Source organism: Serratia sp. X10 (assembly GCF_017811775.1).
Taxonomy (GTDB): Bacteria; Pseudomonadota; Gammaproteobacteria; order Enterobacterales; family Enterobacteriaceae; genus Serratia; species Serratia ureilytica.
Genome location: NZ_JAEIOH010000001.1, coordinates 199,046 through 215,747, shown reverse-complemented (window position 1 = coordinate 215,747; position 16,702 = coordinate 199,046). Strand labels below are relative to the sequence as shown.

The window sequence follows — 16,702 nt, the reverse complement described above, 5'->3', positions numbered from 1 at the left end:
TAAGTTGATGCCCGTATGCGGCGGGCTTGCCGTGTGGAGGATTTATGCAGGATAACAACGAGAACGACATCATTTCTGATTCTGATATTGAACGGATTACGGGTTACAAAAGTGCATCGAAGCAGTGTGAAGCACTGAGAACTGCCGGCATTTTCTTTATCACTCGCAGAGATGGACGCCCCAGCACTACATGGGGCCACTTTAATTACCCAGTATCGCTGAGAAATCAACCTCAGGTTGACGCTGGTATTCAACCTAATTTTGGGGCTTTAGATTAATGGGACGAAAACGCAGTAATCCTGCTGACAACTGGATGCCACCACGCACATGCCGGGGGAGATCCGCATATGAATTCAAACCTAAACTTGGCGGAACCATTCGTTTATGTAGCTTCGACTCAACGCCGGCACAGGTATGGGCAGCGTATGAGGAACTGATCAACGATCAGCAGAAGAAAAATGATTTTTCATATCTTGTTCAACAATTCTTCCAATCAGCTGACTTCATGGAGTTGGCTTTGGAAACGCAGAAAGACTACCGAAAATACTCTATGAAGGTCTTAGCTGTGTTCGGTGCGCTTGCCCCTGATGCAATCAAGCCTGAGCACATTAGGAAATACATGGACAAACGAGGCTTGAAGAGTCGTACTCAAGCAAATAGAGAGAAGGCTTTTACTTCCAGGGTGTTCAGATGGGGATATGAGCGTGGGCTTGTGAAGGGGAACCCATGTAAGGGTGTTAAGCAATTTAAGGAAAAGACGCGAACCAGATATGTCACGGACACTGAATATAATGCCCTTTTCTCTGTGGCGCCGGCGGTAGTTCAGATTGCTATGGAAATCGCCTTCCTTTGTTGCTCTAGACAGGCTGATATTTTGACCATGAGGAAGAGCCAACTTGGTGAAGAAGGGATCCTCATTCAGCAAAGCAAGACTGGAGTTGCTCAGATTAAGGCTTGGGGAAAGCGCCTGGAGGCGGCTATCTCTGCGGCCAAAGCATTGCCATTAAAACCGGGTATGAGCAGCATCTATGTCATCCACCAACCATCAGGGGCAAAATACACCCGCGATGGATTTAACAGCCGATGGATGAAAGCAAAACAGGAGGCTAAAGAACGTTTCCCTGAACTGGAGTTCGATTTTACCTTCCATGACCTGAAGGCTAAAGGTGTTTCAGATCTTGAAGGCAATCTATATGACCGCCAGGCGATCACCGGCCACAAGAATGTTGAACAGACCGCAAAGTATGTGAGGAAGATTGCCATAGTCCCTACTGTTGGCGAGCAGTAGAAGGCCTGCAAATATTATGAAGTGATATTCTGAATCGTGGGGCGGAAACAAAAAAACCGCCTCTCGGCGGTCTACGACATTACTACTTATTGCTTTGATTATTCGGTATTTTCGTTCCCTGGTACCCGGGGCGGGACTTGAACCCGCACAGCCATAAGCCGAGGGATTTTAAATCCCTTGTGTCTACCGATTTCACCACCCGGGCTCGGGAAAGTTGGAGGCGCGTTCCGGAGTCGAACCGGACTGGACGGATTTGCAATCCGCTACATAACCGCTTTGTTAACGCGCCTTTATTCTGTTTTGCCTTTTCAGGCCAAAGCCGGTGAATCACCCACTTCGTTTTGTTCTTCGGGATTGCGATGATAAAATCGCTCATCCTAATTATCTGATTCTTAAGTAATTTATTTCGTTACTGCCGAATCGATGGACTGCATTATGGACTAAACCCCCCACCTTGGCAACCCCCCGAAATAGCAAAAAGTTCTCTAACGCTTTCAACTGCTTATTTTGTGGGCGCACTGTTCACAATGCCAACGAAAAGGCAAGCGGAATGTTGATATTATATGCATCGACTCAGGAATTCACGGGCAAAACGGTTCTTTTTCTCGACAGGAATAGCCCTCCCCGGCTTTTCGCTTGCTTATGGCGAAGGGCTATCGTGCAAAACCTCATCAGTCGGGGCATCACGCAATCTCCGGCGCCACCATAAAAACCCGGCGAACATTCCCGGTAAGAGAGCGATCGCGCCAAAAATACGCTGATCGGCATTCAGCAAACCGGGAGCAATGGCGGACAGCACCGCACATAACAGCAGAAACCACCGCAACCGGCGAATGCGGGAATGGACGATACCGGCGATAGCCCCCACCAGACATGCCGGCAAAAAACCGAGTGCATAAGAAAAAGTCCCAATTAGCACCAACACTCCCAACGCATCACCGACGTTGAAATATCTGGGATCCACATACCCACTGATGCCAAACGTCATCAGCAGCAACATCAACATCCCCCCCAACGGCGGGGCAACCAGGCCGAAGAACATCATACATCCTGCCCCTCTTCTTACCAGATGCCGTATAGCGCCAGACTTCATCCCTCCTCCTATACCTCCGTTCCTTATGATACCGGCAGTGGATATTTGACCTATGGATAGCAGTGCAAAGGTGCCCCCATCCGACGAGCAGCCATGACTCATGGGGTTCAAGTGGACTTCTTCGATGCTTTTTTCTTGGGCACAGGCAACTGAGCGTAAGTTATAGAGACTAATTGGGAAAGCCAGGCGCTATCTTCCCAACGCTCTGCCGGAATCACAAAACAGGGCTTTGCACCAGGATAAGGCGCAGCCTCCAAGCCTTCCTTCAGGAACGCTTTACCGCCCGGCGTCGGTTTGATAAACAATCGATCGTCGCAGACCAGCGCGACCAGTTTCTCACCGCAATAAATGCCATACTCACCGAACATCTTCTTTGCCGAAACCGTATCCGAAACAAAAATATTGCTGATGATAAATTCTACCGTACTCTGTTTTGAGGCCATCAGGTTCCCCTATTCCTTATTCCGGAGACAGGACAGCGAACAACTCCCGCCAATTCCCGGGCGCGCAGCGGAGCAGTTCTTTCAGTCGCGCTTGCACGTCTTGCGCAACCTTAGAAACGCTCTCGCCTTCTTTCAAAGGCCTATCGCCAGCAATGATGCGAATCTCTGTCTGGATATCGCCCATATCCGCCTCCCACCCACCAGCTGATTCAAGCAGATAAAGCAAGTGATACGAAATTGAAAAACCAGGCACCGTCGAATTATTCTGACAAGCGCGCTGCAAGTTCAGGCGCGTCAACCCAAGCGCCTGACTAGAAAAGGTCTGACTTTCAAGGCCAGGCGATAACTCCGACGCATCTACAGCCTCGTTAGCCAACGTTCGCCAATAGGCCACATCGTGCTTTCCGTCAGATTGCAGCATATTCAAGCTGGCGTAGAATGCCATCGCGTCGATATCATCGAACAACCGTGAAAGCACCAGATCGCTCCTGTAGTCGAATCCAAAAAAATAAGTTGTCCCGTCTAACACCAGCGACTCAATCCCCCCTACGGCAGGGAGCCGTTCACCGAACATGAGTATGCCCTTAGCATCGTTGTCGCTTTGTTCACCGGCGCGGCGTAACCATTCGACGGCTTCGGTGCTATCACCCCGCTGGAGAACATGCAAGGCATCCAGATTGAATTTGGCCAGCTCATTGCCCAGCTCTGCAGCTTGACACCACCAGGCAACGGCCTGTTCTTCATCTTGGGCAACGCCACGACCATCCATGTAGAGGGAGCCAAGGTTCGCTTGAGAAACAGCATGCCCTTGCTCCGCCGCCTTACGCCACCACGTTATCGCTTGGACGTCGTCCTGAGCCACCCCCTCACCCTGAGCGTAGCAAGCAGCAAGGCTTGCCTGGGCGATTACGTCGCCTTGCTCGGCCGCACGACACCACCAGAACACAGCTTGACCGCTATCCCATTCAACGCCCTCACCTGTCGCGTACATATTGGCGAGATTCCGTTGCGCTTCTGCACTGCCTTGTTCTGCCGCCTTGCGCCACCAATATATGGCTTGAGCATCGTCCTGCTTCACCCCCCTGCCAAGCCGGTACATTCCGGCAATATTGACTTGAGCTATAACGTGCCCTTGTTCTGCGGCTTTATACCACCAGTCGACCGCCTGTGTATCGTCCTGGGCGACGCCTCTCCCCGCTTCATACATACCGCCAAGCCAGTTCTGAGCAATCTTATACCCCTGATCCGCCGCTTTCTGCCACCACGCAGCGGCTTGGATATCGCTTTGTGCTACGCCTCGGCCTGTGGAGTACATAAACGCAAGATCAGATTGGGCGGCAGCATCCCCTTGCTCAGCAGCCTTATGCCACCATGCCACGGCAAGAGCATCGTCCTGATCTATGCCCAGACCGTGCATATACATTGAGCCCAGAGCATGCTGAGCCATAGCATGGCCGTTCATGGACGCCTTGCGATACCACATCACGGCCAGGGCGTAGTCCTGTGCCTCTCCATCCCCATCCTCATATCTCCGGCCCAGTTGATACTGCGCCTCAGCCTTGCTTTTTCTAAAAACTCTCAGAAGACGATGCATCATATTGACAAATTCCAAAGTATTTTTTTTAAGTTCGTCAACAAAGCGGGCTGTTTCAAATCCATATTGTGCTGAGCCAGCCTTGCGAGGCAGCCAGGCGGCAAGCCGGAATGACTCGGCACTCGCCTTTCAGCAAAAAGTCCCCTTCCCGATCCATTATGTTTGGATATAGCTGGCACAGGATGTCCCGTTAACAAAGCCGCAATTGCCTAACCAGAGCATTGCATCGAAGAAACGCAGACAACTTCCGCACTGCAATCTCATAAGGCCAAAACCTGACGTAAACGAATATTATGCCGACAAATCAAAGCAGAATAAGCGTTAACATATCTTTCCTCATGAAATACAATTAATTACAAAATGAAATGCTGTCCATCTCACTCAATCCTTTGGGAGTCGGTTTAAAACGCCCCCGCTTCTCGAGACCGGTGTAGGGAATAGACTTTCAACGCTTCGGAACCAATAAGCAGTGAAAAATTGAGAACCAGATTACGGCTTTCTGTAACACTCAATAGCCAAGGAAGAAAGGATAGCGATGGTTCAGCCAGTATGATACGCAGCGGAGTCTGCATATAAGCCCAGCGACGCGCGAAGCAATTTTCACTCAGGAATAACCTGGCGGAAATCGCAATCGATATGACCAATACCGTAGACAACATCCACCAAAAGCCAGAAAACCAGAGCGGTTGCTCCATTTCATCCAGCACGACAAAATCTGTGTAAAAGGGAATCTGCCGATGACTTAAATTGAGCCAAAGAAAATGGATAGTGAAAAATAAATCCATGCCACCCCAGAATAAGAAAACCTTTCGATTCACGCCCCCTCCCCGACATACTTTCCTATAGACACTTTAGAACCCGCTCTTTTCTTTATACCCAAAACCGTTCGGAACGGATAAGCGATAAACCGCAAGAGGAAGCGTCGCCACCTAAGCTTAATGAATATCATTAATTTCATTTCTCACCCCCATAAAGTTCAGCTCTCCTCTCTCTGGCTAAATAAATAAAAAATACGCATACCAAAAAACAAAAACATAATGAAAAAAAATAATTAACTTCGAAGCATAAAATCTCATCATGGTAAACTGACAATCAAATTTAAAATATCGCCAGTCGTCCACTTTCCCGTCATGAATAATCGCTCAACAGACTCAGCGAATGGTCGCCGTTTAACAACCGACGGCAGATGAATGTATCCAGCCAATAAGATACATAACTCTCATGTGTTAGCCCTCCGTATCAGGTTCAATCACAGTGCATTCCTTCAGATTGAAGTCTTCTTGATTATCGGAAAATCCCCGTGCATACATGACCGATATAGGCCCCCAATAGACCACCCTCAACGCCTCACAGCTGTAATCGCGAATAGAAACATTGTCCATTTCATCAAGCGTCGCTCCTCTGACTCTCGCAAACTCAAACTTCGTGCCTGAAAACGCACTGCTACCTGGACTTAACCCGTTGGGATAAATGTTGCGCCATTGCCAGCGCGTTATCGGCTCGTAGTCGATCCGATACGGCAATCCATACACAGAATCGGGGTTTTTCTCAAATAAGTGGACCTTCATTCTCGCAGGCCATAACGTCCAAAGCAGCAGTAATGAAATTACTATCGCACCGCGACAAAGCCACCTTTTCTGACGGAGCAACTGAGTCATCCATCCCACTACCGCAATTTGAATGCCAAACCAAATAAACCAAGGTGGCAACTCGTTATCAGACCATGGCCGATATTCTACGTTATAAAATGCCGCCAGACTGGCGACCATACTGATCACGCTCCCGACGAGGGGAACCCGAATGGCTGTTTTCACGATAGACTCTACCTTCAGGTTTATACAAACGTTCCTTATCTACTATTTTGGATGGAAAGGAAATAGACCAACCTGAAAAGAGAATATTCCATAGGAACAACGCTGAAATTAGCGAGCAATATGCTCACCTGCATAGCGAAAAATTACTTAGACGGTCGGCAAGACGCGCCTAGCCGAATTGCTGATCACCCAGGACATTCGACGCAAGGTCCATGGACAGCACGAGGTGGTGATCGTGTTCGATCCGAAAGGCGACGTCAACCTGCTCAAGCGGATGTACGTCGAAGCCAAGCGTGCCGGTCGCGAGAGTGAGTTCTATGTCTTCCATTTGGGCTGGCCAGACCTCAGCGCGCGCTACAACGCGGTGGGCCGTTTCGGCCGCATCTCAGAGGTGGCCACGCGCATCGCCGGCCAGCTCTCCAGCGAAGGCAACAGTGCCGCGTTCAGGGAATTCGCCTGGCGCTTCGTCAACATCATCGCCCGCGCATTGGTCGAGCTCGGCCAGCGGCCGGACTACCTGCTGATCCAGCGGCATGTGGTCAACATCGATGCGCTGTTCATCGAATACGCCGCGCAGTACTTTGCCAAGAGCGCCCCGAAGGCATGGGAAGTCATCGTCCAGCTCGAAGCCAGAATCAACGACAAGAACATCCCGCGGCACATGGTCGGGCGCGAGAAACACGTCGTCGCCCTCGAACAGTACCGGTCTCAGGTTCGGGTCTACGATCCGGTGCTGGACGGATTGCGCAGTGCCGTACGCTATGACCGCACCTATTTCGACAAGATCGTTGCGTCGCTTTTACCGCTCCTGGAAAAGCTCACCACAGGCAAGACCGCGCAACTTCTTGCGCCAAATTATTCGGACCTGGACGATCCCCGTCCCATCTTCGACTGGATGCAGATCATCCGAAAGCGGGCTGTCGTCTACGTCGGGCTGGATGCACTCTCTGACGCGGAAGTTGCCGCGGCGGTGGGGAACTCGATGTTCTCCGACCTGGTTTCGGTCGCCGGCCATATCTACAAATTCGGTATCGACGATGGCCTTCCCGGTGGCGAGGCAGGAACCAAGGTGGCGATCAACCTGCACGCTGAGCCGTTTCGCTTCTTCGGCGTGATGGTGGGTGCGCTGGTGCTGAGCATCGTGGTCGAGTGTGTATGCATGGCGCTGTTCCGGCCGGAACACGGATGGCGCCACGCTAGGGATATGCTGAATTTCGAGCTGGCACAGCTATCGAGCGAGTTCACCCGGAGTACTCTCGTGCAAGAGCAGGGACGCACCGCCCGGGCGCTGATCGAACAGGCGTACGAGTGGGTTTTCGTCAAGACTGGTCTGGCGACCGACATCCGGGATGCCTCGCAGCGAGCCAACGCCGCCGCCTCGCGAACAGCCCATGACTTCCGCTACTACCTGGGTCTGGTCTACGTCCATCTGGAGCAGTACCTGATCGCCGCGGCCTATATGGCGCTGGTATTCCTGCTGCGGCTGCTGGTGCTCTGCATGAGCTTGCCGCTGTTTCTGCTGGCCGCCTTTGTCGGCCCGGTGGACGGACTGGTGAGGCGGGATCTGCGCCGCTTCAGCGCCGGCAGGGAATCGGGATTCGTCTACCACCGCGCCCGCGCGAGCCTGATGCCGCTAGCCGTGCTGCCTTGGGTGATCTACCTGGCGTTGCCCATCAGCGTGCATCCATTGCTGGTACTCGTTCCCTGCGCGCTCTTGCTGGGACTGGCCATGAGCATTGCCGCAGGGAGCTTCAAGAAGTATCTCTAGGCGATATCGACGCATGACGTCGTTTCGAGTGCCAAGACGGCATCCGGAACCCAGGCTCGTTCGCCACTACTACTCTCGGAGAAGACAAAACCGCTTTCGCTGAAGAGAAGGAGCAAGCGATCGCCCTTTCGGACAGTCAGCTCAAGCGCTGAGAAGTCCCGTTTCAATCGCCATCCTTCGTCAGTGACGTCGCACCAACTGTCAGGCGTCCATCCCGCGCGCCCGTCGGATCCAATGCACCACGTCCATCCCATGAAGTCGGTACTCATAGAGCCGTCTACACACGGGCGAACGACATCCCCCTTTGCCACGGAGATCGGGTTTTCATAGGGGCGCGCATAGTCGTCAATCGCAACACCGAATGTATCCGCAGGAAAAACATAGAGCATAGAAACCTCGCAACCTGGCATCCCTCCAGTAAGGAAAGATGCCATGACATCGTCTCAATCCATACCCGGAACAATCAGCACGCCTAATCGCGCGGCCAGGTTCAACACTTCGTCATAGGCTCCGCCGTCGTCCACCAGACTGCGTGAGCTCCCCTGCTGCTGTAGCGCTCCCTGAGGAATCCTGTCTCCAAAGAGCACCACGGCACGCGCCGAGTCGTCCTGCCTGGATATCCAGGAGAGCCCTTGGGCCTGTGGGGCCTTCTCGTGGAGTTTCTGGGCCCATTGGCGGGTGGCCGGGTACTGGTCCTTTTCCGTGTCGATGAGCTGCTTGCGGGTAACGCCCAGCTTGCGCAATGGCACGCTGGCCAGGTCGATCAGTTGCAGATCATGGGTCACTTCGACCTTGGAATGTACCTGCCCGCTCAGTTTGCTCTTGTCGAGCGTCTTGAAACCTGGCGCGTACGGAACATCGTGGAATACCGTTTCCATGATGGCGCAGTCCATGGTCGAGCCGCCGTACAAGGTGGGAATGGCATCGCCTTGGGCGTTCTGGATAGGGCTGAAGCGCGCATTGCCCTGCGTGCCTGGATTGAACTGGTCGGCGTTGTACCGACCAGGGTGCACGCGGTGCAATACGGCTCCAGCCTCCACGGTCGTCATGGTGAAGTCCGGAGCGTCAGGAGGTACCGGTGTGACAGTACCGGCATCAGGAACCGCCGAGGCCGGCGCCGGGCCGGAAGATGGGCGCCGGCGATCAGCCATGCGCTATCTCCTGCACTTCATCCCTTGCGGCGTCGATCACTCTATCCGGTGCCGTCGCCAGCAGGTCCTGCGGCCGCTTGCCTCCCAGGAAGCTGTTGACCGAAAGAAACCAGTAGGCCATGCCCCAGGCATCCTTATGCTCGGCAAAAACCTCGATGACCCTGGCCATGGCCTTCAACGGCCGGAAGTTCGTACTCCGGTCCAGGCCATAGTCAGGGAAGTAGTCGACGCCATTGTGGTGAATGGCGAATATCTGCCCCTGTTTTTTCCACTTGTTGGGTTGGGTGCTGGGGTTCGTCGCACTCAGCCCGGCCAACTGGGCAATCTCGGCAGCCGTCAGCCAATCGCCACTGTCGAGCACGGCCTTGCGCGCCCTGGCAAGCATCATCGCTTCCTTGAGCAGCCGTGGCGAAGCTGGCTTTCGCGGAACGAGCGCGTCAGCCAAACGCTCCACGACTTCGCGATCCTGCCGTGTCAGCAGCGCTTCGAACATCGACGAGGCAACGTTTGACATGTTCTCAGTCAAGGTCTTCAGCACATGGGCATTCATGTGCTCGAAAGTGAGCACCATCACCTTATCGGCATGCGACTTCCGGAGCTTGTCCTGAATTTCTTTTGGGGTTCCAACAAGAGTAGAGACCCTTTGATGGTCGTGAACGACGTTCATAGATTGACTCCTTGTTGATTATCACGATTATTAGACAATATCATATCCTGGATAATCCTCAAGCGTCCTCCCTCATAGGTGTACTGATACAGGACTTCTCAAGCCCAAGCAGTCCCTCTCCTCTCGGGTGAGATCCTGGGCTACGCGCAGGATCGGTACGAGGCGCTGACGGGCTGGAAGGCTCCGGCCGCTAGCGGGCCTTCGGCACGGTCACTGACACTGCGCAGCGCGCCGTGGATGCACAGGCGCGGCAGGCGATCAGCCGCGAGCTTGGGCATGAGCGCACGCAGATTACGGCGGTGTATCTGGGACGATAATCACTGTTCTTTCAAACCGATCTCGCGTTTGAACTTGCGCAGTTCACTACGCTCTTCCTCATCTTTTGGCTGAGAAAGGGATAGAACGTCTGCGCCGAATTGAGCAATGAATCGGGAGTTTTTCTCACCCGAGGCCCACATCCGGCGGAAAGCGTCCAGTGCAACTTGGACGGAGTACTTTCGAGCGATCATATCCCCAACAGAGAAGCACAAATTCTCATCGCCATACCCTTTTGAGTTGTTAACCAAGGCTTCCAATAGGAAGCCTTTTTGATCGATGGTGAGCTTCTCAAAGTCGTTGTAAATTCCAGAAATGAAGCCCTCTATACCTTGCCTAGAGAAAATTAGAGGATCCGACAACACCTCCAGATATAGTGAAAATATATCCCTGGGCAAGGGAGAAACTGTTAGCGACAGGTACTCTAATGCGAACGCAATCTCTGCGACCTCTTTTCGTTTAGAGCTAGTTCGTAAAGCGTTAATACGAAACCGTAGTTCGTCAATAGTTGTCGTCGTGGCGTTATCGCGTTAGCGGGGATAGTCCACCATAGGATAGCCCGCCATAGAGGTGACGCCAAGCCTTCGGTACTGTCACCGATGCCTGCACAGCGCACTCTGCGCGCACAGGTGCGGCAGGCCTTCGGCTCGCTCGTCTTGCGCATCGCCTCGGCGGCAAAAATCGAGTATCTACGCAGGAACCCGAATTGTTAACAGGGGTACCGCCCCGCCTGTTGCGTGTAAACGTCAGTCAGACCGCCGCGTGACGGTCGGATTGACGCAACAACACCTGAGAAATGCGAGAAATGAGGCGCGTCCACAGGGCAAACCTCTCCGAATGGGTGGGGCTTCGCTTCGGTATCCGGCCATTCCGCGCCGGCAATCGCACGACAACCTCGTGCGATTGCCTATTAATCAGTGATTCTATAAATTTCATCGGCCCCCAAATTCAAAATCATCCATGATTCGCCGAAGGGCAACAGAGTCTTCGAGGACATCTGAGATGAATAGATTGCATTTGTTTTTCCCCTCACCAAACCCGTACCCAGATTCATAGCTATAGCGATTTTGATTATTTAGCCTATGCACGGCATCGAGAATTCGCTGTGCACATGGCTTTGGTTCAGGCTCAAGTCCGCGAGGATCGATTCGATTGTTTGGATTTAATGGGTAGATGTGAAAATTCCAACCACCAAATAGCCCGATCGGGTTCTTGGTGACGAACCGCCCCACCTCTGGATCGTAGTACCGATAGCGGTTGTCGTGCAGCCCCGTCTCGTGGTCATGGTACTGCCCCTGGAACCGGATCGGGTTGCGCAGCTCGACACGGCCATCCGATGCCTTGCGCAGTGCTTCTTTCACCACACCCCACGCGCGATACTCGGCGGCTCACGCAATCTCGCTCTGCTCGTCCGTCAGCTCCTGCGGCGTGCTCAGGTTGCCCGCGCATCGTACTGGTAGTGGGTGCCGGCATATTGCTTGAGCAGGTTGTCCAGCGATTTGGCGAGGCGACAGCGCAGCATGGCTGTGCCTGAGTGCTCGGATGGTGTCATACGCCGCGTTATTTTCTTCTTGCATGGCGAACCACCCGACGTATCAAATTATTGTTTCACCGTTTAACGGCTGCATCCAGCAAACGAGTGTTCCGGGAGTCCGCGGTCGCGTTTCTGCATCATCTGAACAGCTTAATCCTCAAAAAGAGAACGAAAGTCCAACGGCGCCTTGCTACTCGTTATGCCATAGGTAGCTGTTCTCTACCTCAGGCCGCCAGGTTGCACAGCTCTCTTCCGTTCCAAAATTAGCCGAAGTCCAGGGGCTTTCGATAAACGGCCATGGCCTATTTGCGTGTGATGCCTGCTGAACGAGGATCCTCATCGAAAGCACCCCTGAGTGGCTCCAGCTCAACGGGTTCGGTATCCCCGCACAATAATTCAGCGTCGGTCCAAATTCCCCCAGCGTTTTCGGCAGCGCGAGATTAACAGACACCGATGCCCCCATCTCCAAAGCGTGTCGGGTCTTTGCATACTCCGGTAAGGCAACCTCTGCACGCTGCAAAGCCTGTTGCACGCTGGGCTGGCGCCACACAGGTTTCAGAGGCAACATCAAAGTGACCCCGTCCAGCTGCGCACCACGGTGGCTAACGGGGAGGTTGAAAGTGAAGCGCGTCGGCGTGCCCGATATGATATGCGGCCGCACAGTCACCGTGTGGTCTATCAAATCATCTGCAAAATGCGGTGAGGGATAGCACGTCACGCCGGTCATGCAGCGAGTAAGCTTTAGCACTCTGCTCGATTTCCAATAGTGGCCGGTCACTTTTGCGCTCTTTAGCATCCCGGCCAAAGCGGCCTGATTATCTGTAGGGCTCGCATACGGGTAACGCAGCGCGTAATTTTCAACAGTGAACGCGACGGTATCGTCGACTGTCGATCTCGCAGGCCAAGGCCACAATATCGTTACCATGACGATCCACAAAATACAGTGCATACCCATAACCTACCTCCTTGTTATCAGATTCACGGAAATATCCTTTCCTGCAGTCGTTTGTTCACCATCGCCGGACGGTAATAACGGCTGAAAAACCACCTGGATGTTCAGACTATTTGCGACGGGAGAAAAAGTACATCATGCAAGAAAAAGAATGCGTGATTCTGTTGCTTCGAGGTATTGAATCGACGGCCAGAGACATAGCCACTGATTAAAGATTGATGGAGGACAGAGGAAGGAAATAGAAAACGAAGAAGGGGCCGAAGCCCCTTTTCCTTACCAGCCGAATCACGGGGATTCAACAGGCTAATGTTTGGAGCGGGAAACGAGGCTCGAACTCGCGACCTCAACCTTGGCAAGGTTGCGCTCTACCAACTGAGCTATTCCCGCATTACCAGAACTGACTGATTTCTTTGCTATCTTTCAGCAATTCATCGTTGTCGTCTGATGCGATGCATTCTACTTACCTGACGTGATGAGTCAATAAAATTGTTGGCCCATCACGGTCGTTTGCCGCTTTTTGCAGCGTATCGATCACGGTTCCAGCAAATCGTTACGCGCCGCGTTCAAATATTGGAACATCGACCAGAAAGTCAGCACCGCCGCAATATACAGCAAGCCGATCGCCACATATTCCACAGAGCGATCCGGGCGCCACAGCAAGCCCACCAGCGACATCATCTGCGCCATGGTTTTCACTTTACCGATCCAGGACACCGCCACGCTGCTGCGTTTGCCAATTTCCGCCATCCACTCGCGCAGCGACGAAATGATGATTTCGCGGGCGATCATGGTGGCCGCCGGCAGCGTGATCCACCAGCTGTGGTAGTGCTCCGCCACCAGCACCAGCGCTACCGCCACCATCACTTTGTCCGCGACCGGATCCAAAAACGCCCCGAAGCGCGTCGTTTGTTTCCAGCGGCGCGCCAGGAAACCGTCAAACCAGTCGGTGACAGCGGCAAACACAAAGATAACGGCGCAAACCATCGGAGCCCAGCTGAACGGCAGGTAAAACGCCAGCACAAAGAATGGGATCAGAACTACGCGAAACAGGGTAAGCCAAGTCGGTATATTCAATTGCATAATGCTACGGTAACTATCTGGCTAAAGTGGAAATTAAGAGTATGTTGCTACATTGCCCTCAGTGTTTCAATGCATTGTAGATCTTTTCTGCCAATGCTTGTGAAATACCCGGCACTTTTGCAATTTCCTCCACGCTGGCGTTCAACAAAGGTTGCAGTCCGCCCATATACTTCAACAGCACCTGGCGCCGTTTCGGCCCTACGCCCTCAATCAGTTCCAGTGCGCTGGTATTTCTGACTTTCGCCCTTCTTTGCCGGTGACCGGTAATCGCATGATTATGTGAATCATCGCGGATGTGTTGGATCACATGCAGCGCCGGCGAATCCGGCGGCAACGAAATCCCTTCGCCTTCCGGCACGAAGAACAACGTTTCTAACCCGGCCTTGCGATCGGCGCCTTTGGCGATGCCGATCAGCAACGGTTTATTCTTGTCCCAGGTGACGTTCAGCGAGTTGAACACGTCGATCGCCATGCCGAGCTGCCCTTTACCGCCGTCGATGAAAATGACATCCGGGATTTTTTTCTCTTCCAGCGCTTTGCCGTAACGGCGTTTCAGCACCTGCGTCATCGCCGCGTAGTCATCGCCGGGGGTGATGCCGCTAATATTGTAGCGCCGATACTCCGAACGCACCGGGCCGTTTCCGTCGAACACCACGCACGAAGCCACGGTCTGTTCGCCCATGGTATGGCTGATGTCGAAGCACTCCATACGGTTGATTTCCGCCAGATTCAGCACCTTGGCCAATTCCGCCAGCCGCTGATGGATCGTCGACTGTTGCGAAAGTTTGGTGGTCAACGCCGTTGCCGCGTTGGTGCGAGCCAGCTTCAGATAACGGGCGCGATCGCCGCGCGGCTTGCTCTGAATTTGGATCTTGCGCCCCGCCAACTCGGAGAGCGATTCTGCGAGCAGGTCCTTTTCCGGCAAGCTGAAATCCAACAGGATCTCGCCGGGCAGCGTGCGCGCCTGGCTGCCCTGCAGGTAAAACTGGCCGACGAAAGTCTGCACCACTTCGCTCATATCCGTACCGCCCGGCACCTTAGGGAAATAGCTGCGGCTGCCCAACACCTTGCCCTGACGGATGAACAGCACGTGCAGGCATGCCATACCGGCGTCGAACGCCACGCCGATGACGTCCAGATCGTCACTGTCGCCCGACACGAACTGCCGCTCGGTAACGCGGCGCACGGCCTGAATTTGATCGCGTATGCGCGCAGCCTCTTCGAAATTGAGCAGCTTGCTGGCTTCTTCCATGCGGGCAATCAGCTGGTGCAACACCTGTTGATCTTTACCCGAAAGAAACAGCCGCACGTAGTCCACCTGTTGCCGGTACTCTTCTTCACTCACCAGGCCGGCGACGCAGGGGCCCAGGCAGCGGCCGATCTGATACTGCAGACACGGGCGCGAGCGGTTGCGATACACGCTGTTTTCGCACTGGCGGATCGGGAACAGCTTCTGCAGCAGCGCCAGCGTTTCGCGCACGGCATAAGAGTTGGGAAAAGGACCGAAATATTCGCCCTTGGCGTGTTTGGCGCCGCGATGCACCGCTAAACGGGGATGGGTATCGGCGCTGAGAAAAATCAGCGGATAAGATTTATCGTCTCGCAAAAGAACATTATATCGCGGTTGGTACAATTTAATGTAGTTATGTTCCAACAACAGCGCTTCTGTTTCGGTATGGGTAACCGTTACGTCTATTTGCGCGATATTTTTAACCAGCGTTTCGGTTTTACGGCTGCTGACCTGCTGCCGAAAATAGCTGGCGAGACGTTTTTTCAGGTCTTTGGCTTTACCAACGTAGATCACCGTGCCAGTGGCGTCATACATACGATAGACGCCAGGTTGGCTGGTGACGGTACTCAGGAAAGCTTTGGCATCAAAACGGTCATTCACTGCTTAACAACGTCTCCGCATTGAACAATCCATGTCGGATGGCCAGGTGGGTCAGTTCGACGTCGCCGCTGATATTCAATTTGCTGAACATACGGTAACGGTAACTGTTCACCGTTTTCGGGCTGAGGCTCAGTTGCTCCGAGATCTCATTCACTTTTTTGCCTTTGGTGATCATCAACATGATCTGCAGCTCGCGCTCAGACAGGCAGCTGAACGGCGTTTCGGCCTGCGGCTCCAGCTGGCTCAGAGCCATTTGCTGGGCGATATCAGACGCGATATAGCGCTGCCCAGCATGCACGGAACGCAAGGCGTTAATCACTTCCTGCGGCGCGGCGCCCTTGCTCAGGTAGCCGGCGGCACCCGCCTGCATCACCTTCGCGGGCAAGGGATTTTCGGTATGGATAGTCAGCATGATGACTTTGACGTCGGGTGCATAACGCACAATCTTGCGCGTGGCTTCCAGCCCGCCAATGCCCGGCATATTCATGTCCATCAGCACGATATCGACAGCGTTGCCACGGCACCATTTTACGGCGTCTTCACCGCACTGGGCCTCACCGACAACTTTTATACCTTTGATATCTTCAAGAATGCGTCGTATCCCTGCGCGCACCAGTTCGTGGTCATCAACAAGAAGAACGCTAATCAAGGAAAATTCTCCAAAAAAAGGGAGTAACGCAATCAGCCTCTGTTTTCGCCAGAGATATTACTTGTTTTTCAGACAAGAATGAACACAGATTAATACATACTTCCGAATAACTTTGCGGAGCATAGCTGATTTTTCAATTTTAGCCGTCTATGCCGCCGATAAATCGTCCCGTCGGAAAAGATCGAGCGACGAAAATAATTTCGTCGCGCTGCGTCAGACACAGGATAGCGCGACAATCATGCCGCGAGGGAGAAATCTGTGTAAGCAATCACGACATGAATAATATTAACACGGCTGTTGGCTGTTTGTAATCATTTGATATTTAAAGACGTACCAAAAGCCGCAGCCAACGCGAGCCTGACCGCCGGCGTACAAAACTATTATTACCGACCAACACCGGCAAAATCAGTGCTACCGCCCCCAATAATTATAATAACCCCGATTGTTCAACAATAACGTGCCG

General features: G+C 53.2%; 15 protein-coding genes, 3 tRNA genes and 2 pseudogenes. 3 read left to right on the top strand and 17 right to left on the bottom strand.

Features of this window, described 5'->3' with window-relative positions; all coding sequences use genetic code 11:
- The first annotated feature begins 44 nt into the window (after positions 1-44).
- Complete coding sequence (locus J9788_RS01020; RefSeq protein ID WP_182264757.1) at positions 45-278, top strand: DUF4224 domain-containing protein; 234 nt, start codon at positions 45-47, stop codon at positions 276-278.
- Entirely contained in the window at positions 278-1,288 is a 1,011-nt protein-coding gene (locus J9788_RS01015) for a tyrosine-type recombinase/integrase (protein ID WP_182264758.1), read from the top strand. Before J9788_RS01020 ends, J9788_RS01015 begins: the two co-directional genes overlap by 1 nt.
- Before the next feature lie 119 nt (positions 1,289-1,407).
- On the opposite strand, the gene J9788_RS01010 is transcribed toward J9788_RS01015, so the two are convergent.
- The 7 genes from J9788_RS01010 to J9788_RS00980 form a co-directional block, all read right to left on the bottom strand.
- Positions 1,408-1,493 (bottom strand) — tRNA-Leu (locus tag J9788_RS01010).
- 10 nt (positions 1,494-1,503) lie between these two features.
- Positions 1,504-1,577, bottom strand: a tRNA-Cys gene (locus tag J9788_RS01005).
- A 351-nt stretch (positions 1,578-1,928) separates the two neighbouring features.
- Positions 1,929-2,333: a DUF5413 family protein gene (locus J9788_RS01000; RefSeq protein WP_182264759.1), complete on the bottom strand. Its 405-nt coding sequence runs from the start codon at positions 2,331-2,333 to the stop codon at positions 1,929-1,931.
- 155 nt (positions 2,334-2,488) lie between these two features.
- On the bottom strand, positions 2,489-2,824 hold the full coding sequence (locus J9788_RS00995; RefSeq protein WP_182264760.1) for a TfoX/Sxy family protein: 336 nt from the start codon (positions 2,822-2,824) through the stop codon (positions 2,489-2,491).
- Positions 2,825-2,840: 16 nt separating this feature from the next.
- Positions 2,841-4,421, bottom strand: a complete 1,581-nt coding sequence (locus tag J9788_RS00990; RefSeq protein WP_182264761.1) for an SEL1-like repeat protein — start codon at positions 4,419-4,421, stop codon at positions 2,841-2,843.
- Between the two features lie 398 nt (positions 4,422-4,819).
- Positions 4,820-5,236 carry a hypothetical protein gene (locus tag J9788_RS00985; protein WP_182264762.1) on the bottom strand — a complete coding sequence of 139 codons (417 nt, stop codon included), beginning with the start codon at positions 5,234-5,236 and terminating at the stop codon, positions 4,820-4,822.
- Positions 5,237-5,644: 408 nt separating this feature from the next.
- Entirely contained in the window at positions 5,645-6,187 is a 543-nt protein-coding gene (locus J9788_RS00980) for a hypothetical protein (RefSeq protein WP_182264763.1), read from the bottom strand.
- Positions 6,188-6,386: 199 nt separating this feature from the next.
- On the opposite strand from J9788_RS00980, the pseudogene J9788_RS25220 reads away from it, so the two are divergent.
- Positions 6,387-8,000, top strand: a pseudogene (locus J9788_RS25220) (TIGR03747 family integrating conjugative element membrane protein); the annotation flags it as partial.
- On the opposite strand, the gene J9788_RS25215 reads toward J9788_RS25220, so the two are convergent.
- From J9788_RS25215 to uvrY, 10 genes and pseudogenes are all read right to left on the bottom strand, one after another.
- The gene (locus J9788_RS25215; protein WP_182264765.1) at positions 7,997-8,389 is read right to left on the bottom strand and encodes an SH3 domain-containing protein; all 393 of its coding nucleotides are present in this window, start codon (positions 8,387-8,389) and stop codon (positions 7,997-7,999) included. The pseudogene J9788_RS25220 and the gene J9788_RS25215 overlap by 4 nt on opposite strands.
- Before the next feature lie 54 nt (positions 8,390-8,443).
- Positions 8,444-9,151 carry an RES family NAD+ phosphorylase gene (locus J9788_RS00965; protein ID WP_182264766.1) on the bottom strand — a complete coding sequence of 236 codons (708 nt, stop codon included), beginning with the start codon at positions 9,149-9,151 and terminating at the stop codon, positions 8,444-8,446.
- Entirely contained in the window at positions 9,144-9,818 is a 675-nt protein-coding gene (locus J9788_RS00960) for a hypothetical protein (RefSeq protein WP_182264767.1), read from the bottom strand. The genes J9788_RS00965 and J9788_RS00960 overlap by 8 nt, the downstream gene beginning before the upstream one ends.
- Before the next feature lie 317 nt (positions 9,819-10,135).
- Entirely contained in the window at positions 10,136-10,495 is a 360-nt protein-coding gene (locus J9788_RS00955) for a hypothetical protein (RefSeq protein WP_182264768.1), read from the bottom strand.
- Positions 10,496-11,065: 570 nt separating this feature from the next.
- Positions 11,066-11,500: pseudogene (locus J9788_RS25195) on the bottom strand (RHS repeat-associated core domain-containing protein); the annotation flags it as partial.
- Positions 11,501-11,857: 357 nt separating this feature from the next.
- Positions 11,858-12,622 (bottom strand): hypothetical protein, encoded by a 765-nt coding sequence (locus tag J9788_RS00945; protein ID WP_182264770.1) that lies wholly within the window; start codon positions 12,620-12,622, stop codon positions 11,858-11,860.
- Between the two features lie 308 nt (positions 12,623-12,930).
- A tRNA-Gly gene (locus J9788_RS00940) sits at positions 12,931-13,006 on the bottom strand.
- A gap of 144 nt (positions 13,007-13,150) precedes the next feature.
- Positions 13,151-13,699, bottom strand: a complete 549-nt coding sequence (gene pgsA, locus J9788_RS00935; RefSeq protein ID WP_033642639.1) for a CDP-diacylglycerol--glycerol-3-phosphate 3-phosphatidyltransferase — start codon at positions 13,697-13,699, stop codon at positions 13,151-13,153.
- Between the two features lie 58 nt (positions 13,700-13,757).
- Complete coding sequence (uvrC, locus tag J9788_RS00930) at positions 13,758-15,590, bottom strand: excinuclease ABC subunit UvrC (protein WP_071845073.1); 1,833 nt, start codon at positions 15,588-15,590, stop codon at positions 13,758-13,760.
- Complete coding sequence (uvrY, locus tag J9788_RS00925) at positions 15,583-16,239, bottom strand: UvrY/SirA/GacA family response regulator transcription factor (RefSeq protein ID WP_004927947.1); 657 nt, start codon at positions 16,237-16,239, stop codon at positions 15,583-15,585. The genes uvrC and uvrY overlap by 8 nt, the downstream gene beginning before the upstream one ends.
- Between the last annotated feature and the right edge of the window lie 463 nt (positions 16,240-16,702).

Bases quoted from the DNA above. Each gene is read 5' to 3' on its own strand.
- J9788_RS01000 (WP_182264759.1), bottom strand. From the start codon at position 2,333: ATGATGTTCTTCGGCCTGGTTGCCCCGCCGTTGGGGGGGATGTTGATG.
- J9788_RS00965 (WP_182264766.1), bottom strand. From the start codon at position 9,151: ATGGCTGATCGCCGGCGCCCATCTTCCGGCCCGGCGCCGGCCTCGGCG.
- J9788_RS00980 (WP_182264763.1), bottom strand. From the start codon at position 6,187: ATGGTCGCCAGTCTGGCGGCATTTTATAACGTAGAATATCGGCCATGG.
- J9788_RS25215 (WP_182264765.1), bottom strand. From the start codon at position 8,389: ATGCTCTATGTTTTTCCTGCGGATACATTCGGTGTTGCGATTGACGAC.
- J9788_RS01015 (WP_182264758.1), top strand. From the start codon at position 278: ATGGGACGAAAACGCAGTAATCCTGCTGACAACTGGATGCCACCACGC.
- J9788_RS00990 (WP_182264761.1), bottom strand. From the start codon at position 4,421: ATGATGCATCGTCTTCTGAGAGTTTTTAGAAAAAGCAAGGCTGAGGCG.
- J9788_RS00960 (WP_182264767.1), bottom strand. From the start codon at position 9,818: ATGAACGTCGTTCACGACCATCAAAGGGTCTCTACTCTTGTTGGAACC.
- J9788_RS01020 (WP_182264757.1), top strand. From the start codon at position 45: ATGCAGGATAACAACGAGAACGACATCATTTCTGATTCTGATATTGAA.
- pgsA (WP_033642639.1), bottom strand. From the start codon at position 13,699: ATGCAATTGAATATACCGACTTGGCTTACCCTGTTTCGCGTAGTTCTG.
- J9788_RS00995 (WP_182264760.1), bottom strand. From the start codon at position 2,824: ATGGCCTCAAAACAGAGTACGGTAGAATTTATCATCAGCAATATTTTT.
- J9788_RS00945 (WP_182264770.1), bottom strand. From the start codon at position 12,622: ATGGGTATGCACTGTATTTTGTGGATCGTCATGGTAACGATATTGTGG.